Annotated in this window: 16 protein-coding genes and 1 pseudogene; 14 read left to right on the top strand and 3 right to left on the bottom strand. The window is 72.3% G+C overall.

The genetic code is table 11. From position 1 onward, the window contains the following. Nucleotides 1-83: 83 nt before the first annotated feature. From ACGFW6_RS05715 to ACGFW6_RS05690, 6 genes and pseudogenes are all read left to right on the top strand, one after another. The gene (locus ACGFW6_RS05715) at nt 84-1,205 is read left to right on the top strand and encodes an LLM class flavin-dependent oxidoreductase (RefSeq protein ID WP_393505116.1); all 1,122 of its coding nucleotides are present in this window, start codon (nt 84-86) and stop codon (nt 1,203-1,205) included. 66 nt (nt 1,206-1,271) lie between these two features. Beyond that, nucleotides 1,272-1,562, top strand: a pseudogene (locus ACGFW6_RS05710) (sulfite oxidase); the annotation flags it as partial. A gap of 92 nt (nt 1,563-1,654) precedes the next feature. Next, nucleotides 1,655-2,212, top strand: a complete 558-nt coding sequence (gene ssuE / locus ACGFW6_RS05705) for an NADPH-dependent FMN reductase (RefSeq protein WP_393504968.1) — start codon at nt 1,655-1,657, stop codon at nt 2,210-2,212. Between the two features lie 89 nt (nt 2,213-2,301). Next, nucleotides 2,302-3,459 carry an LLM class flavin-dependent oxidoreductase gene (locus ACGFW6_RS05700; RefSeq protein ID WP_393504966.1) on the top strand — a complete coding sequence of 386 codons (1,158 nt, stop codon included), beginning with the start codon at nt 2,302-2,304 and terminating at the stop codon, nt 3,457-3,459. Nucleotides 3,460-3,603: 144 nt separating this feature from the next. Next, on the top strand, nt 3,604-4,863 hold the full coding sequence (locus tag ACGFW6_RS05695) for an acyl-CoA dehydrogenase family protein (RefSeq protein WP_393504964.1): 1,260 nt from the start codon (nt 3,604-3,606) through the stop codon (nt 4,861-4,863). 52 nt (nt 4,864-4,915) lie between these two features. Next, complete coding sequence (locus ACGFW6_RS05690; protein ID WP_126898495.1) at nt 4,916-5,374, top strand: Rrf2 family transcriptional regulator; 459 nt, start codon at nt 4,916-4,918, stop codon at nt 5,372-5,374. 60 nt (nt 5,375-5,434) lie between these two features. On the opposite strand, the gene ACGFW6_RS05685 is transcribed toward ACGFW6_RS05690, so the two are convergent. The 3 genes from ACGFW6_RS05685 to ACGFW6_RS05675 all read right to left on the bottom strand — a co-directional run bounded on the left by ACGFW6_RS05685 (nt 5,435) and on the right by ACGFW6_RS05675 (nt 8,866). Continuing rightward, nucleotides 5,435-6,175, bottom strand: a complete 741-nt coding sequence (locus tag ACGFW6_RS05685; RefSeq protein ID WP_393504962.1) for a class I SAM-dependent DNA methyltransferase — start codon at nt 6,173-6,175, stop codon at nt 5,435-5,437. A 76-nt stretch (nt 6,176-6,251) separates the two neighbouring features. Further along, nucleotides 6,252-7,520: a cytochrome P450 gene (locus ACGFW6_RS05680; RefSeq protein ID WP_393504960.1), complete on the bottom strand. Its 1,269-nt coding sequence runs from the start codon at nt 7,518-7,520 to the stop codon at nt 6,252-6,254. Between the two features lie 35 nt (nt 7,521-7,555). Next, the gene (locus ACGFW6_RS05675; RefSeq protein WP_393505114.1) at nt 7,556-8,866 is read right to left on the bottom strand and encodes a glutamine synthetase family protein; all 1,311 of its coding nucleotides are present in this window, start codon (nt 8,864-8,866) and stop codon (nt 7,556-7,558) included. 359 nt (nt 8,867-9,225) lie between these two features. On the opposite strand from ACGFW6_RS05675, the gene ACGFW6_RS05670 reads away from it, so the two are divergent. The 8 genes from ACGFW6_RS05670 (at nt 9,226) to ACGFW6_RS05635 (ending at nt 17,139) form a co-directional block, all read left to right on the top strand. Further along, on the top strand, nt 9,226-9,414 hold the full coding sequence (locus ACGFW6_RS05670) for a ferredoxin (protein WP_393504958.1): 189 nt from the start codon (nt 9,226-9,228) through the stop codon (nt 9,412-9,414). A 5-nt stretch (nt 9,415-9,419) separates the two neighbouring features. Then, nucleotides 9,420-10,628, top strand: a complete 1,209-nt coding sequence (locus ACGFW6_RS05665) for an NAD(P)/FAD-dependent oxidoreductase (RefSeq protein ID WP_393504956.1) — start codon at nt 9,420-9,422, stop codon at nt 10,626-10,628. Nucleotides 10,629-10,639: 11 nt separating this feature from the next. Then, complete coding sequence (locus ACGFW6_RS05660; protein ID WP_393504954.1) at nt 10,640-11,452, top strand: acetoacetate decarboxylase family protein; 813 nt, start codon at nt 10,640-10,642, stop codon at nt 11,450-11,452. A gap of 122 nt (nt 11,453-11,574) precedes the next feature. Then, entirely contained in the window at nt 11,575-13,038 is a 1,464-nt protein-coding gene (locus ACGFW6_RS05655; protein WP_393504952.1) for an aldehyde dehydrogenase, read from the top strand. After that, nucleotides 13,031-13,960, top strand: coding sequence for a 3,4-dihydroxyphenylacetate 2,3-dioxygenase (locus ACGFW6_RS05650; RefSeq protein ID WP_393504950.1), 930 nt, complete (start codon nt 13,031-13,033; stop codon nt 13,958-13,960). Before ACGFW6_RS05655 ends, ACGFW6_RS05650 begins: the two co-directional genes overlap by 8 nt. Nucleotides 13,961-13,972: 12 nt before the next feature. Then, complete coding sequence (locus tag ACGFW6_RS05645; RefSeq protein ID WP_393504948.1) at nt 13,973-14,818, top strand: fumarylacetoacetate hydrolase family protein; 846 nt, start codon at nt 13,973-13,975, stop codon at nt 14,816-14,818. A gap of 44 nt (nt 14,819-14,862) precedes the next feature. After that, nucleotides 14,863-15,528, top strand: coding sequence for a TetR/AcrR family transcriptional regulator (locus ACGFW6_RS05640; protein WP_393504946.1), 666 nt, complete (start codon nt 14,863-14,865; stop codon nt 15,526-15,528). 162 nt (nt 15,529-15,690) lie between these two features. Next, a complete protein-coding gene (locus ACGFW6_RS05635; RefSeq protein WP_393504944.1) occupies nt 15,691-17,139 on the top strand; it encodes an APC family permease in 1,449 nt (482 codons plus the stop codon). Nucleotides 17,140-17,249 lie beyond the last annotated feature (110 nt).

The following is a 17,249-nucleotide window of genomic DNA, read 5'->3' as shown; positions in this document are numbered from 1 at the left end:
CCTGATGACCCGTCATCTGTGCTCGGGCGCACGGCATCCCGGTCATGCCCGCCCCGCACCGCATCGCCCGAAAGGTCACCTCCATGCCCGTGGAGTTCCTAGGCATCGCCGCCACCGACGACGGCTCCGAAACCACGCCGCGCTCCGGCGCCGCCTTCGACAAGGACTACACGCTCCGGCTCGCCCGGGCGCACGAGGACCACGGCTGGGACCGGGTGCTGTTCGCCTACGGCTCCGGCTCCCCGGACCCCGCACCGGCCGCCGCGTACATCGCGAGCAAGCTGGACCGGCTGCAGATCCTGCTCGCCCACCGGCCCAACGTCTCCTACCCGACCTTCGCCGCCAAGACCTTCGCCACTCTGGACCGGATCAGCGAGGGCCGGCTGACCGTGCACTTCATCACCGGCGGCAACGACCACGAGCAGGGCCGCGAGGGCGACACCCTCACCAAGGACGAGCGCTACGCCCGCACGCTGGAGTACATCCGCGTCGTCAAGAAGATCTGGACCACCCACGAGCCCTTCGACCACGAGGGCGAGCACTACCGCTTCCACGACTTCGTCAGCGATGTCCACCCCGTCCAACAGCCCCGCCCCGGGGTCTCGTTCGGGGGCTCCTCGCCCGCCGCGTACGCGGCCGGCGGCGCCGAGGCCGACATCTACTGCCTGTGGGGCGAGCCACTGGCGAGGACCGCCGAACAGATCGAGAACGTGAAGGCGGCAGCGAGGGCCGCGGGCCGCACCGACGTCCCCCGCATCCAGGTCGCCTTCCGCCCGATCATCGCCCCCACCGAGGAACTGGCCTGGGAGAAGGCCCGTCGCACGGTCGGCGCGATCAAGGCACGCAGGGAGAAGGGCGAGCCGGTCACCAGGCGCCACAACGCGAACGACCGGCCGCAGAACACCGGTTCGCGGCGGCTGCTCGCCATCGCCGAGGCGGGAGAGCGCTACGACCGCGCCCTGTGGACCCCCACCGCCGCCGCGACCGGCGGTGCCGGCAACTCCAACGCCCTGGTCGGCACCCCGGAGACGGTGGCGCAGGCACTCCTCGACTACTACGACCTCGGCGTCGACATCCTCTCCGCGCGCGGCTACGACCTGCTGGGCGACGCCATCGACTTCGGACGTCATGTGATCCCGATCGTCCGCGAGGAGGTCGCCAGGCGCGACGCCGAGGCCGGGGGCGCCCGGGTCGGAACTCTCTGATGTGCGGCCGTGCAGGCGTCATCCGCGTGGCCACCGATCCCGCCGTCTTCCGCCCCGTCCGTGTCCAGACGGCAGGTGCCGCACGGCCGCACCTGGTCGGGAGGGGGAGGGATCGCGCGGGTCGACGTCAGCACCGACGGAGGAGTGCGCCGGCGACCGGCCCGGCTGCACGACCGGCCCCGCGCCGACACCTGGACCCGATGGTCCGTCACCTGGAAGCCCGACACACCCGGTGCCACCCACCTGCTGGCCCGCGCCACCGACACGGCCGGCCGCAGCCGGCCGGATGTCGCCGAGGCCAACACACCGGGCTACCTGTTCGACGCGGTGGTCCGGCATCCGGTCACCGTGACCTGACCGGGTCCTCTCACGCAGCCCGCGGGACCGGCCGCCGCGTCCGCGCGGGCGAACCGCCGCAGCCCACCTGGTACTCCTGAAAGGTCCACCCCATGGCCACCATCCTCTCCGTCTCCGGCAGCCCCTCCGCCACCTCCCGCACCGCCCGGCTGCTGCGTCACCTGGACGACCGGCTCACCGCCCAGGGACACGACGTGATCCCGCTCGACGTCCGCACGCTCCCCGCCGAGGCGCTGCTGCACGCCGACTTCCGGCACCCGGCGGTCGTCGGGGCCACCGCCCTCTTCGAGCGTGCCGACGGCATCGTGATCGGCACCCCCGTCTACAAGGCCGCCTACTCCGGCCTGCTGAAGTCGCTGCTGGACCTCCTCCCGCAGTACGCGCTGGCGGGCAAGACCGTCCTTCCGCTGGCGACCGGAGGCACCACCGCCCACGTCCTGGCCATCGACTACGCCCTGCGCCCGGTGCTGAACTCCATGGGGCCCGCCCACATCACCCCGGGCTGGTTCACCCTCGACAAGGACATCAGCGTCGGCGACGACGGCAGCCTGGCCGTCGCGCCGGGCCCGGCCGAGGCACTGGCCCAGGTCACCGACCAGTTCTCGCTCGCGCTGGGCGGCCGTCCGACCCTGCTGGCCGCCACGGGCTGAGCGCCGCCGCCGGCGCGCTCTCCCGGCACTCGATTCCCCCCGCCCGCACCGTCCTCGGCCCCACGCCCGACCTTCCACCGGAGACCCCCATGACCCTCACCTTCCACTGGTTCCTGCCCACCAACGGCGACAGCCGCGACGTCGTGGGCGGCGGTCACGGCACCCCGGCCACCGTGTCCGGGCGGGACCGGCCGCCGACGGTGGCCTATCTGAGCCAGATCGCCCGCGCCGCCGAGGACCTCGGATTCGTGGGCGCGCTCACCCCCACGGGCGCCTGGTGCGAGGACGCCTGGCTGACCACCGCGATGGTCAGCCAGAACACCGAGCGCCTGAAGTTCCTGGTCGCCTTCCGGCCCGGCTTCGTCTCGCCGACCCTCGCCGCGCAGATGGCGTCCACCTTCCAGCGGCAGAGCGGCGGACGGCTGCTGCTGAACGTGGTGACGGGTGGGGAGAGCCAGGAGCAGCGGGCCTACGGCGACTTCCTCGACAAGGACGACCGTTATCGCCGTACGGGTGAATTCCTGCAGATCGTCAGGGGGTTGTGGGAGGGCAAGACCGTCGATCTGGTCGGTGCCCACCTCCAGGTCGAGGGCGCGAGGCTGGCCCGGGTGCCCGACCCGGTCCCCGAGGTCTACTTCGGCGGCTCCTCTCCGATCGCCGGCGAGATCGCCGCCCGGCATGCCGACGTCTACCTCACCTGGGGCGAGCCGCCGGCCGCCGTCGCCGAGAAGATCGCCCGGATCAGGGCGCTCGCCGAGCGGGCCGGCCGCGGCGTCCGCTTCGGCATCCGGCTGCACGTCATCACCCGGGACACCGCCGAACAGGCGTGGGCGGAGGCGCGGCGGCTGCTGGCGGGCTTCGACACCGAGACCGTACGGGCCGTACAGGCCGGTCTCGCCCGCAGCGAGTCCGAGGGGCAGCGGCGGATGCTCGCCCTGCACGGTGGCGGTTCCGACGGACTGGAGATCCATCCGAATCTCTGGGCGGGCATCGGGCTGGTGCGGGGCGGCGCGGGCACGGCGCTGGTCGGCAGCCACGACGAGGTCGCCGAGCGGATCGAGGAGTACCACCGGCTGGGCATCGACGAGTTCGTGCTCTCCGGGTACCCGCACCTGGAGGAGGCGTACTGGTTCGGCGAGGGCGTCCTGCCCCGGCTGGGGGCGCGGGGGCTGTGGCGGCACCCCTTCGGCCAGGGGGCGAACCCCTCCGCCCGGATTCCCTTCGCCGATGCCGGGACCGTGCGCTGACCCACCTCCGACGCAGCCGGCCGCGGTCGTGAACTGGCCGGACAGGAGTGCGAATCGGCCAGAGCGGACCGTCATCCCTAGTTTTCCTACCGAATTACTAGGGAAGTGTTGACCCCCGTCGACGGAGCGAGTGAGGATGACGCCATGACCATCGCCCCTCCGGCCCCGGCCGCTCCGTTCGGCGACCCCGGGCGGGATGCCGTCGTCCCGTCGGTGGACGGGCCGGCCGACTGGCTGCACATCGCCCGCGAACTCGCCGACGACCTCGCCACGGACGCGCCCGCGCGCGAGGAGGCCGGCAAGCCGCCGCTCGACGAGGTGGGGCGGCTGCGCGAGTCGGGTCTGCTGACGTTGCTGGTGTCGGCCGCGCACGGCGGGGCGGGCGAGGACTGGCGTGTCGCGTACGCCGTCGTCAGGACCGTCGCCGCCGCCGACGGAGCCGTCGGACACCTCCTGGGCAACCACTACTTCCTGTCCCACAGCGCCCGGTTCTTCGCCGGGCCCGAGCGCGCCGCCCGCATCGAGCGGGCGTCCGCGGCGGGCCAGTGGTACTGGGGCGGCGGCATCGCCTCGCAGGAACCGCCGCTCATGCTCACCCCGGCGGCACACGGCTACCTGCTGGACGGGCATCAGCGCTACGGCTCGGGAGTCGGCGTCGCCGACCGGCTGCTGGTCCGCGCCGCCGTGCCCGGCACCGGAGAGCCGCTCGCCGTGCTCGTCGACCCCGCACAGGCCGGCCTGGTGAGCGGCGCAGGCGGCGACACCTTCGGGCAGCGGCTGGCGGCCGCGGGCGCCGTCACCTTCGACTCGGTGCCGGTCGCGCGACACGACGTACTCGGCTCCCTCTCCTCCGACGACGGCGCCCTGTCGCCCTTCGCCGGCCTCGCCGCGCCCACCGCACGGCTCGTCTCCGCCCAGTTCTGTCTCGGCGTCGCGGAGGGGCTGCTCGGGGAAGTCCGCGAGCACGGACGGGCCGTGCAGTCGCCCTGGCACGCGACCACACCCCAGCCCTGGCCCGGGAACCCGGCGCAGGATCCGTACGTGCTCGCCGCCTACGGTGAACTCGCCGTCGCCGCGCGCGCCGCGTCCGCCCTCGCCGACCAGGCGGTGGACGCCCTCACCCGCGGCCTCGACCGGGGCGAGGACCTCGACGACGAGGAGTGCGCGCGGATCGCCGTCCTCGCGAGCGCGGCCGAGGCCGCCGCCTCCCGGGCCGCGCAGGAGATCACCAGCCGCGCCCTGGAGGCCGTCGGCGCGCCCGCCGCCCTCACCCGGCACGGCCTCGACCGCTTCTGGCGCGACACGCGCACCCACACCCTGCGCGAGCCCGTCGCCCACAGGCTGCGCGAGGTGGGGGACTACTTCCTGAACGGCGCGCATCCGCCGTTCAGCCTTCCCGCCTGACCGAAGCCGCCGACCGGTGAGGACCGGCGCGGCGGTGAGGGATAATCCCAGCATGCGGATCTCGGCCAGAGCGGACTATGCGGTGCGGGCGGCGTTGGAGCTGGCCGCGGCAGGAGACGACACCTCACTGAAGGCCGAAGCCATCGCCGACGCGCAGGGCATCCCGCACAAGTTCCTGGAGGGCATCCTCGGCGATCTGCGCCGGGGCGGCCTCGTGGTCAGCCAGCGCGGCGGCAAGGGCGGCTACCGGCTCGCCCGTCCGGCGGACTCGATCGCCATCGCCGAGGTGATCCGCGTCGCCGACGGCCCGCTGGTCTCGGTGCGCGGCGTCCGCCCGCCCGACCTCTCCTACATCGGCCCCGCGGAGTCCCTGCTGCCGCTGTGGATCGCGGTGCGCGCCAACGTCCGCAAGATCCTCGGCGAGGTCACCCTGGCCCACGTGGCCGCGGCGAAGCTCCCCGACGACGTGCTGAGCCTCGCGGACGATCCCGAGGCGTGGACGAATCCCTGACGAGGGCCTCGCCGAGCGGCCACCCGGCTCTCGGCTCCCGCCCGGGAGCGGGCGCGACGCTCAGCCGGCCGGCTTCTCCCACACCGACACGTGCTTGCCGCTCTCGGCGGTGAACGGCTCGCGCGTCCAGTCGCCCCACCGGTCGCGCAGCCGCAGGCCGGCCAGGCGTGCCATCAGGTCCAGTTCGGCCGGCCACACGTACCGGAACGGGATCGACCAGTGCTCGGCACGGCCGTCGACGATGGTGACGTAGTTCGAGCTCATCGCCTGCGTGGCGACGTCGTAGGTGTCGAACGCCCAGCGGGTGTCGCTGATGTGGAACGGCACGGCGCTCTGCCCGGGCGGCAGCAGCCGCAGCTCGGGTACCCCCACCTCGACGACGAAGCAGCCGCCGGGCCGCAGATGGGCGGCGGCGTTGGCGAAGCAGTCGACCTGGGCGTCCTGGGTGGTCAGATTGCCGATCGTGTTGAACACGAGGTAGGCGAGGGCGAACTCGCCCGCCACCCGGGTCGTCGCGAAGTCCCCGATCGTCACCCCGACGGCGTCCCCGCCGGGTTTCGCGCGCAGCCGCTCCACCATCGCCCGGGACATGTCGATGCCGTGCACCGGAATCCCGCGGCCGGCCAGCGGCAGCGCGATCCGGCCGGTGCCGACGCCGAGTTCGAGCGCCGGGCCGTCGCCGGCGAGTTCCGCCAGCAGGTCCACCGCCGGGTCCACCACGTCCGCGCGGAACATGTCCGCCGCTGAATCGTCGTACCCGGCCGCGATGGTCTCTCCGAAGTAGCCGTCGTCATCGCTCACGCCGGGACGGTACTGCCGGCCCTCGCACCGGGGCACCCGAATTTCCTGGCGCCCCGGTGCCCCGGCGCTCACCCCCTCAGGCGAGCGTGACCTTGACCGGCAGCTTCTTGATGCCGTTGACGAAGTTGGAGCGCACGCGCGGCACTTCGCCGGTCAGCCTGATGTCGGCCAGGCGCGGGATCAGCTCCTCGAACATGATGCGGATCTCGGTACGGGCGAGGAGGTTGCCCAGGCACAGGTGCGGGCTGCCCTTGCCGAAGGTGACGTGGTCGTTGTCGGCCCGGGTGACGTCGAAGTCGTACGGGTTGCCGAAGACCTCCTCGTCGCGGTTGCCGGACGCGAACCACATGACGACCTTGTCGCCCTCCCTGACCCGCTTGCCGCCGAGTTCCACGTCCCGCGTCGCGGTGCGCCGGAAGTGGTAGACGGGGGACGCCCAGCGCAGGAACTCCTCGACCGCCCCCGGGATGAGCGAGGGGTCCTCCTGGAGGCGGGCCAGCTGCTCGGGGTGCTGCAGCAGGGCCAGCATGGAGTGGGTGATGGTGTGCCGGGTGGTCTCGTTGCCGGCGACCACCAGCAGCAGGAAGTAGTTGTCGAAGTCCTGCGCGGACAGCGGGACGCCGTCCCGCGGGACCGTGTTGACCAGCTTGGAGACCAGGTCGGTGCCGTCGCCGCCGCGCCGCTGCCGGGCCAGCTCGCGGCCGTACTCGAAGACCTCGACGGACGCGGGGGAGCGGAACGGCAGATCGCGGTACTTCTCGCTCTCGGCGCTGTGCAGCAGCACGTCGGCGTAGTCGGGGTCGGTGTTGCCGATGATCCGGTTGCCCCAGTCGATGAGCTGCTGGTTGTCCTCCGGCGGCACGTCGAGGAGACGCGCCAGGACGTTGATCGGGAAGTCCGCGGAGACGTCGGAGACGAAGTCGAACGTGCCCTTGGCGAGCGCCGCGTCCAGCGTCGTCGCCGTCAGGCCGCGCAGGAAGTCGGCGTAGCTGTTGATGACGCTGGCGCCGAACTGCCGCTGGATGACGCTGCGCAGCGCGCGGTGCCGTACGCCGTCCATCTCCAGGATGGAGGCGCGCTTCTTGATCTGGTCGTCGTCGACCTCCTCCAGGTTGACGAACCTCGTCGAGGTGAAGGTCTCCGGGTCGCGGTCGACACGGGCGATGTCGGCGTGCCGGGTCACCGCCCAGAAACCGGAGTTGGGGGCGTCCTCCGGCTGCCAGTGGACCGGGTCCTCGTGGCGCAGGGTGTGGAACATGCGCCAGGGGGTCACACCGTCGGTGAATATGTCGAGGTCGGTGAGGTCGACGTCGGCGAGCGGCATGGGCTCGGATGCGGAAGTCATCGATGGCTCCTGGGTGTCACAGGGGTCTGCCGGGGTCACAGGTGGTAGGCGTACTCGGTGAACTCCCAGTCGGTGACGTGCCGTTGGAAGCGTTCGACCTCGTTGCGCTTGTAGGTGAGGTAGGAGGTGGTGAAGTCCTTGCCGAGCAGGTCGGCCAGGTCGGTGTCCGCCTCCAGCGCGTCGAGCGCGGCGGACAGGTCGGTGGGCAGCAGCGCGGAGCGCGCGGTGTCGTAGCCGTAGCCCTCCAGCGGGGGCGGGGGCTCCTCGCCGGCGCGGATTCCGAGGAGGGCGGCGGCGAGGGTGGCGGCGATCGCCAGATAGGGGTTGGCGCTCGCGTCGCCGAGGCGCAGCTCCAGGCGGGCGCCGGCGCCGCGCTCGGGCGGGATGCGGACCATGGCGCTGCGGTTGTCCGTGCCCCAGTCGATCAGCCAGGGCGCGAGGGTGTCCGGGCCGAAGCGTTTGTAGGAGTTCACGGTCGGGTTGAGCAGCGCGGCGAGCGCGGGCGCGTGGGCGAGGATGCCGGCGATCGCGTGCCGGGCGACGGCCGACAGGCCGTGGGCGCCCGCGGGGTCGTCGAAGGCGTTGCCGCCCTCGGCGTCGTCGCAGGACAGGTGCAGATGGAAACCCGAGCCGCCCGCGTCGCCGAACGGCTTGGCCATGAAGGTGGCCAGCAGGCCCTCCCGGCGGGCGAGCTCCTTGACGGCGGCCTTGAAGCGGAAGGAGCGGTCGGCGGCGTCCAGCGCGTCGGAGTGGGTGAGGTTGATCTCGTACTGGCCACCGTCGAACTCGTGGTTGCCGGTGATCACGCCGATGCCCAGGTCGCGCAGGTGGCGCAGGGTGCGCAGCAGATGGTTCGAGGGGTCGGCGCGCAGGCCGGCCGTGTAGACGGCGCCGGTCGTCTCGGGGTGCCGACGCCAGCCCGCGGCGGTCTGCTCCAGCAGGAAGTACTCCAGCTCCGGGCCGACGACCGGACCAAGGCCCTGCTCGGCGCAGCGGGCCAGGACCGTGCGCAGCAGGTCGCGCGGTGACTCGGGGGCGGGGGCGCCGGTCGCCGGGTCGGTGACCTCGCCGAGACAGGTGGCGACGCCGGGTTCCCAGGGGAGCGCGGTCAGGGTGGACAGGTCGGGGCGCACGGTGACGTCGGGCAGCCCGGCGTCCAGGCCGCCCGCGACCGGGACCACGTCGCCCTGCGGGGTGGTGTGGTAGACGGCCCGGCAGAAGGCCAGACCGTGCTCGCAGGCCGCCGGCAGATGGTCCACCAGCACGTCACGGGCGCGGTCGGTGCCGATGAGGTCGGGATAGGTCACCCGGACCACGTCCACACCTTCGGCGGTGAGCCGCTCCATGTGCCGGCGGATGTCTGGGTTGTCGTGAGCGCTCACCGATGTCTCCTCGGCGGATGGGAAGGGTGGCGTGCGGACGACCTGAACGGAGGGTGCGGGATGGGGAAGAGGCGACCCCGGGTCGTCGTTTGAACCCGAACGGTATGGAGAGGATTCGTCGTCCCGCAAGGGGGCGGCCCCAAAAATTTATCCACCTGGACAGGTATTGACCAGGGTCGAGCGGCTTCCTATGTTGTTTGAAGCCAAACGAGTCAGGGGTGCGGCTCTCGCACCCCTTTGGCCAAGGGGCCCGGCCGCACAGCCGGCCGGGCCCGCACCCCCTTCACCCCGCTCCGACGCCCTCACCTCCAGGAGGACCGGCCATGAAGGTCGTAGTCGACATGAACAAGTGCCAGGACCACGGCCAGTGCGTCTTCGTGGCCCCCGACGTCTTCTCGATGGACGAGGACGGACACCTCGTGCACGTCTCCGACCCCGACGACGCGCTGCGCGACGAGGTCGAGGAAGCCGCCGACGTCTGCCCGCTCCAGGCCATCCGGATCGAGGGCTGAGCCCCATGACCGGACGCGTGGTCGTCGCCGGCGCCTCGATGGGCGGCCTGCGCGCGGCCGAGCAGCTGCGCGCGGCCGGCTGGACCGGCGCCGTCACGGTGGTGGGCGACGAGCCCCACATGCCCTACAACCGGCCTCCGCTGTCGAAGGAGGTCCTCGCGGGCAAGGCGCCCTTCGCGTCGCTGGCCTTCACCCCGAAGCAGGCCGCCGCCGACGTGGACTGGCGCCTGGGCACCCGGGTCACCGCCGCCCGGCTGGCCGAGCGCACCGTCGCCCTCGACGACGGATCCGAGATCCCGTACGACGGACTGGTCGTCGCCACCGGCATGCGCCCCCGGCGGCTGCGCTGCCCCGGCCCGCTCACCGGCCGCCACACCGTCCGCACCATCGACGACGCCCGGGGCCTGCGCGAGGAACTGACGCGCCCCGGCGCGCGGGTGGTCGTGGTCGGCGCCGGCTTCATCGGGTGCGAGGTCGCCGCGACCGCCACAGCGCTCGGCGTCACCGAGGTGACCGTCGTCGACCCCCTGCCCCTGCCCATGGTCGGACCGCTCGGGGACCTGCTCGCGCGGGCCCTGCTCCGGCGGCACGAGGACCGCGGCGTCCGCTTCGCGCTCGGCACCGGGGTCGCCGGCTTCGAGGGCGAGGAACGCGTGACGGGCGTCGTCCTCTCCGACGGCTCCGTCCTGCCCGCCGACGTGGTGGTCGAGTCGGTCGGCTCCCTCGCCAACACCGAATGGCTGGACGGCAACGGGCTCGACCTCACCGACGGCGTCCTCACCGACGAGCAGCTCCGCGTCGGCGGCCGGCCGGACGTCGTGGCCGTCGGCGACGTGGCCCGCTTCCCCAACGCCCGCTACGACGGCGCCTGCCGCCGCGTCGAGCACTGGTCCATCCCCACCGACACGGCCAAGCACGCGGCACGGACGCTGGCCGCTCATCTCGCGGGCGGCCGGGCCGACCTCGCTCCCTTCGCTCCGCTGCCCACGTTCTGGAGCGACCAGCACGACTTCCGCCTCCAGTCGTTCGGCGCGCCCGCGCTCGGCCTCGGCGACGTACGCGTCCTGGACGGCGACCCCGAAGGCGACGTCCTGGTGGGCTACCACGCCGACGACCGGCTGGTCGGCGTCGTCGCGCTCGGCAGCCACAGCGCCGCCATGGGTGCCGCCCGCTACCGCGCCCAGCTGCTGAAGCAGCCCGCCCTCACCGCGTAAGGAACCCCGTCATGTCCCCAGTCCGTGGTTACTTCCACCCCAAGACCGGCAGCGGTGCCTCGTCGCTGATCCCGTCGCCGCCGTGGCTCTACTCCGGCGACCTGCTGACCGTCGAGTACCGCACCGACCCGGCACGAGTGCGGGAACTGCTGCCCGAGCCACTGGAGTTGGCCGACGAGGATCCCGGGGCCGTCGCCCTGATCTGGGCCGACTGGCAGTCCTGCTCGCAGTCCGGGGCGGAGCTGCTCGACCCGGTGCTGTCCCAGTACAAGGAGGCCTTCGCGGTCGTCCGGTGCAAGTACCGGGGGACGACCTACTCGCGGTGCGTGTACATCTGGGTCGACAAGGACTTCGCCATCGCGCGCGGGCTGCACCAGGGCTATCCGAAGAAGCTCGGGTCCATCCACCAGACGCGGCCGCATCCCTACGGGCCCGCTCCGCGGATCGAGGCGGGGGGGCGGTTCGGGGCGACGCTGGCCGCGGCTGACCGGCGGCTGGCCCAGGCCGTGGTGACGCTGCGGGAGCCGGCCGGGTCGAACGGGTTCGTGAACGCGCATCCGATGGCCCATCACCGGTGGCTTCCCTCCATCGAGAAGGGCAAGGGGCTGGCGCTCGACGAGCTGGTCGAGACGGGGGCGGCGTCCTTCGAGGCGGGTCAACCCTGGGTCGGAGAGGCCGAGTTGGAGCTCTTCGAGGCGCCGACGGAGGAGCTGGCCCGGCTGGAGGTGCGTGAGCCGATCGCCGCGTACTACCGGCAGGTCGGGGTGGTCTGGGACGGGGGGCGGCTGTTGGAGGCCGGTACGTCGGAAGCGGTTGCCGAGTGACTGCCGGTGGCGGGCTGCGAGTCCGTCGTGGCTGGTCGCGCCCACGCGGCGGAGCCGCAAATCGATACAGCCCCGCGCCCCTGGTGGGTCAGATTCCTCTTCGTACGAATGGAGCCCTTCCCATGGTTGAGAAGATCACCGTCGCCGGTGTCTCCGTCGACACCCGGCACTGGATCGGCGGCAGGCGTGTCGCCTCCGGCGCCACCTTTACCGACACCTCCCCCATCGACGGCAGCGTCATCGGTGAGATCGCCCGCGGTGGTCCCGCCGAGGCCGAGGCGGCCGTCGCCGCCGCCCGTGCGGCGTTTCCCGCCTGGGCCGCCACGCCCCGTGCCGAGCGCGCCCGCATCCTGCACGCCATCGCCGACGGCGTCGAGAAGCGGATCGAGGAGCTCGCCGTCGTCGAGACCACCGACAACGGCGCGCTGCTGCGCTCGCACCGCCGGGGCGTCATGCCCCGCGTCGCGCACAACTTCCGCTTCTTCGCCGACTGGTTGCTCACCCTCGACCACGAGGACTTCGAGACGCGCGGGCACACCAACCACGTCTCCTGGGAACCCGCCGGGCCCTGCGTGCTGATCACCCCGTGGAACGCCCCGCTCATGCTGGCCACCTGGAAGGTCGCCCCGGCGCTCGCGGCCGGCGACACCGTCGTCCTCAAGCCCGCCGAGTGGTCCCCGCTCACCGCCTCCCTGCTGGCTGACATCGCCGCGGAGGCCGGCCTGCCCGCCGGTGTCCTCAACGTCGTCCAGGGACACGGCGCCGAGATCGGCGACGCCCTCACCTCCCACCCGGACGTGCGCCGGATCAGCTTCACCGGCTCGGTCCCCACCGCCCAGCGGATCGCCGCGTCCGCCGCCGCGCACCTCACCCCGCTCAGCCTCGAACTCGGCGGCAAGTCACCGCTGCTGGTGTTCGCCGACGCCGACCTGGAGCTCGCCGTCGACCTCGCCGTGGAGCAGTACGACAACGCCGGGCAGGTGTGTCTGGCGGGGACGCGGCTGCTGGTCGAGGAGACGGTCGCCGAGGAGTTCACGCGCCGGTTCGTGGCGAAGGCCGGGCAGTTGACGCAGGGCGACCCGCGCGACGAGGCCACCGACATCGGGCCCAACATCCACCCCCGTCAGCTGGAGAAGATCGACGGGTTCGTGCGGCGGGCCGTCGCCGCCGGGGCCCGGGCGGTCATCGGCGGGCATCGCGAGGACGGGCAGTACTACGCGCCGACCCTGCTCACCGATGTCGCCCAGGACTCCGAGATCGTGCAGGAGGAGGTCTTCGGGCCGGTCCTCACCCTCCAGACCTTCGCCGACGAGGACGAGGCCGTACGCCTCGCCAACGACACCCGGTTCGGGCTCGCCGCCACCGTCGCCACCAGCGACAAGGAGCGCGCCCGGCGCGTCACCGAGCAGCTCGTCGCGGGCACGGTCTGGGTCAACTGCTTCTTCGTCCGCGACCTCCAGGCCCCGTTCGGCGGCTCCCGCCACTCCGGCGTCGGCCGTGAGGGCGGCACCTGGAGCTTCGACTTCTACTGCGACCTGAAGAACACCGTGACCGCCCCGAACGGATGGAGCCGGAGCCATGGGTGAGATCGTCGGGGCCGGGCTGCTCGCCCACGTCCCCACCATCGTGCTGCCGGAGGCCGACCGGCTGGAACTCAACGAGGGCAAGGAGATCACCCTCGTCACCGGCCTGAGGGAACTCCGCCGGGAGGTCTTCGAACGCGACGACTACGACACCGTCGTCGTCCTCGACTCCCACTGGGCCACCACCGTCGAGTTCGTCGTCACCGCCCAGCAGCGCCGGGCCGGGCTCTTCACCTCCGAGGAGCTGCCGCGCGGCATGTGCCGGATGCCGTACGACTTCCCGGGCGACCCCGAACTCGCCCGGAACATCGCGGGGTTCGCGGACCGGCACGGCACCTGGATCACCGCGATCGAGGACGAGTACCTGCCGATCTACTACGCCACCATCAACCTCTGGAAGTTCCTCGGGGAGGGGCTGCCGGACAAGCGGTGGGTCACCATCGGGGTGTGCCAGACCGGCGACATGGAGGACCATCTGCGGCTCGGCCGGGCCCTGGCCGACGGGATCGCGGCCACCCCTGGCCGCCGCGTCCTGCTCATCGCCTCCGGTGCCCTGTCGCACACCTTCTGGCCGCTGCGCGAGCTGCGCGACCACGAGTCCAGCGACACCGCCCACATCTTCACCCCCGAGGCCCGGGCGGCCGACCACGAGCGGATCGCCTGGTTCAAGGAGGGCCGTCACGACAAGGTCCTCGACACCATGGACGAGTTCTGGAAGTACAAGCCCGAGGCGAAGTTCTTCCACTACCTGATGATGGCCGGCGCCCTCGGCGAGCGGTCCTGCGTCGCCGGGGCCCGCCAGTACGGCGCGTACGAGAACTCCATCGGCACCGGCCAGGTGCATCTGTGGTTCGACCGTCCCGCCGACGGCTGGACCGGCACCGGCCTCTCCCAGTCCCCGCGCACCCCTCACAGCCGTAGCTAGGAGCTCTCCGCCATGCCCGAACACCGCCGCATCCTTCTCGACGGCGCCGCCGTCCAGGTCACCGTCGACGGGGACGAACTCGTCGCCGGGGACGGCCGCCGCGTCAAGACCGAGGACGCCCGGCACCTGCCCCCGGTCGTCCCGTCCAAGGTGATCGCCGTCCACCTCAACCACCGCAGCCGGGTCGACGAGTTCCGCATCGACCTGCCCGACACCCCGACCTACTTCCACAAGCCGACCTCGTCCCTCAACTCCCACAAGGGCGCGATCGTCCGCCCCGAGGGCTGCAAGTGGCTCAACTACGAGGGCGAGGTCGCCATCGTGATCGGGCGGACCGCACGGAACATCTCCCCGGCCGAGGCGGGGGAGTACATCGCCGGCTACACGATCGCCAACGACTACGGGCTGCACGACTTCCGCGACACCGACGCGGGCTCCATGCTCCGGGTCAAGGGCTCCGACACCCTCTGCCCGCTCGGCCCCGGCCTGGTCACGGACTGGGACTTCCACGGCAAGCGGCTGCGGACGTACGTCAACGGCGAGGTCGTGCAGGACGGTTCGACCGACGAGATGAAGTGGGACATGCACTACCTCGTCGCCGACATCGCCCGCACGATCACCCTCCACCCGGGCGACGTGCTCCTGTCCGGCACCCCGGCCAACTCCCGCCCCGTCCAACCCGGCGACGTCGTCGAGGTCGAGGTCGAGGGTCTCGGCCGGCTCACCAACCACATCGTCACCGGCCCCACCCCGGTCCGCGCGGACGTGGGCGCCCAGCCGACCGAGTCCGAGGAGGTGCTGTCCACCGCGCTCGGCGGGGACTGGGAGTTCCGCGGCATCCGGCCGCCCAGGCGTTGACCGTGCGCACGGCCGTGCCGGACCCGGCGGGTAAGGTCGCGAACATGACCGCATCCGCCGAGGGAGCCGGCCGGTCCGCCGGGTCGACGGGCTCCGAGGACCCCCAGGGGGACCGCAAGCCACGCAAGCGCATGAACTACGGCGAGGGCCGCGAGGCGCTGCTCAACGCCGCGGTGCGGGTCGTGGCGCGCGGCGGGCTGCGCAAGCTCACCTACCGGGCGGTCGCCCAGGAGGCCGGCACCACGCACGGCCTGGTCGTCCACCACTTCGGCTCCCGCGACGCGCTGATCGAGGAGGCCCTCGCCCACGCGATCCGCACCTCGCTCAACACCAGCGCGCTCGAACCGGGCACCGGCAAGGTCGCCGACTTCTCGGTGGGCGTCTCCGACATGGTCATCGCCGACCCGGACATCCAGGCCTTCCAGTACGAGCTGCTGCTGGAGGCACGGCGCCGCCCGGAGCTGCTGCCGCAGATCCGCGCCCTGTACGACGACTACTTCGACGCCACCCGACGCGAGCTGTCCCGCATGCTCCCCGCGGACGCCGGGCGGCCGCTGACCCGGCTGATCTTCGCGGCCCTGGACGGGCTCGTACTGCACCAGCTCGTGTTCGGTGAGCCCGAGACCACCGACGCCGCGATCGAGGAGCTGCGCGGGCTGCTCCGACTGCTCGTGGCCGACGGCCGCGAGCAGTCGGAGAACGACGGCTGACCTGCACCTTCCAGGACCCCGGGCACCCGTGGCCCGGGGTCCTTCCCTGTTGTCGCGGCAATTCTCGGCGCCACCCCTTGCCAAACGGATAGTTCCAGCCCACCATGGGGCAACTCGTTTGGCCTGAAACGAAATCCTCCTTTCCCCTGGCAGGTGATCCGAGTGGACAGTCAGACGGCGGTCCCGAACCAGACCGCGCCCGACGCCTCCACCGCAGGCAAGCTCAAGCCCAACTCTCTCGGCGTGCTGGGCATCCTCTTCTTCGTCCTCTCCGCCCAGGCGCCGCTCACCGGCGTCGCGGGCGCCGTCCCCATCGCCGTGGCCATCGGAAACGGCGCCGGGGCCCCGGCCGCCTATCTCGCGGCCGGTCTGATCACCCTGCTGTTCTCGGTCGGCTTCGTCGCCATGGGCCGGCACGTGGTGGACGCCGGAGCCTTCTACCGCTACATCGGCAAAGGGCTCGGCCGGGACCTCGGCCACGGCAGCGCGGGCATCGCCCTCTTCGCGTACTGCGCGGTCCAGGCCGCCATGTACGGGCTGTACGGGGCCACCGTGAGCGGGCTGCTGGCGCACTACGCCGGCATCGACGTGCCCTGGTGGGTGTGTGCCCTGGTCACGATGGCGATCGTGCAGGTCCTCGGCGCCCTGGGCATCGAGATGGGCGCGAAGGTGCTGGCCGTGTTCGTGCTGGCCGAGTTCAGCATCCTCAGCGTCTTCGCCGTCGTCACCTTCGCCAAGGGCGGCGGGCCCGAGGGCCTCGGCTTCGCCGACACGTTCTCGCCGGGCGCGGCCCTGGAGGGGGCACCGGGCGTGGCGCTGATGTTCGCCGTGGCGTCGATGATCGGCTTCGAGGCCACCGCGATCTACGGCGAGGAGGCGCGCGAGCCGCGCAGAACGGTGCCCCGGGCGACGTACGCGGCCGTCGCCCTCGTCACCGGCTTCTTCGCCTTCGCCTCCTGGATGCTCATCTCCTCCTACGGCGCCTCGAAGGCGGCCGGCGCGGCGGGCGCGGCGCTGGAGAGCGGTGACTCGACGGCATTCGTCTTCGCGCCGATCGCCGCCCAGTTCGGCACCTGGGTCAACGACGTGCTGCCGATCCTGCTGGCCACCTCGCTCTTCGCCGGCATCCTGGCCTTCCACAACTCGGCCAACCGCTATCTGTTCTCGCTCAGCCGTGAGGGACTCCTGCCGCGCGGGGTGTCGGCGGTCAACCGCCGGCACTCGCCCGGTGTCGCGGGCTTCGTGCAGACGTCGATCGCCGTCCTGCTGGTGATCCCGTTCGCGCTCGCCGGCAAGGACCCGGTGCTCACCCTGTTCTCGTGGGGCAGCGGCATCGCCGTACTGGCGATCATGCTCCTGTACTTCCTGACCTCGGTCTCGGTCGTCGCCTTCTTCCGGCGCGAACGCCTCGACACCCGGCCGTGGAACACACTGGTCGCCCCGCTGCTGGGGGCCGTGGGGATCGCCGGGGCGATCTGGCTGATCGTGGAGAACTTCACCACCCTCATCGGCGGCGACCGTACGACCGCCCTGTGGCTCCAGGCAGCGGTTCCGGCCGTCCTGGTGCTGGGCGTCGTCACCGGCCGTCTGACGCGCTCGGCCCGCACTTAGGCCGGTGGGGCCACCCCTGTCGTCCGGTCGGGGCCGAGGAGCCGTCGGCCGGACGGCGGGTGAGTGCCCGACGGGGGAGGCCCGGCGGCGCCCGGCCCCGACCGTCTTCT

Source organism: Streptomyces sp. Y7 (assembly GCF_043195415.1).
GTDB lineage: Bacteria > Actinomycetota > Actinomycetes > Streptomycetales > Streptomycetaceae > Streptomyces.
Note: the sequence above shows the minus strand (reverse complement) of the source record. Positions and strands in the feature narration are given on the sequence as shown.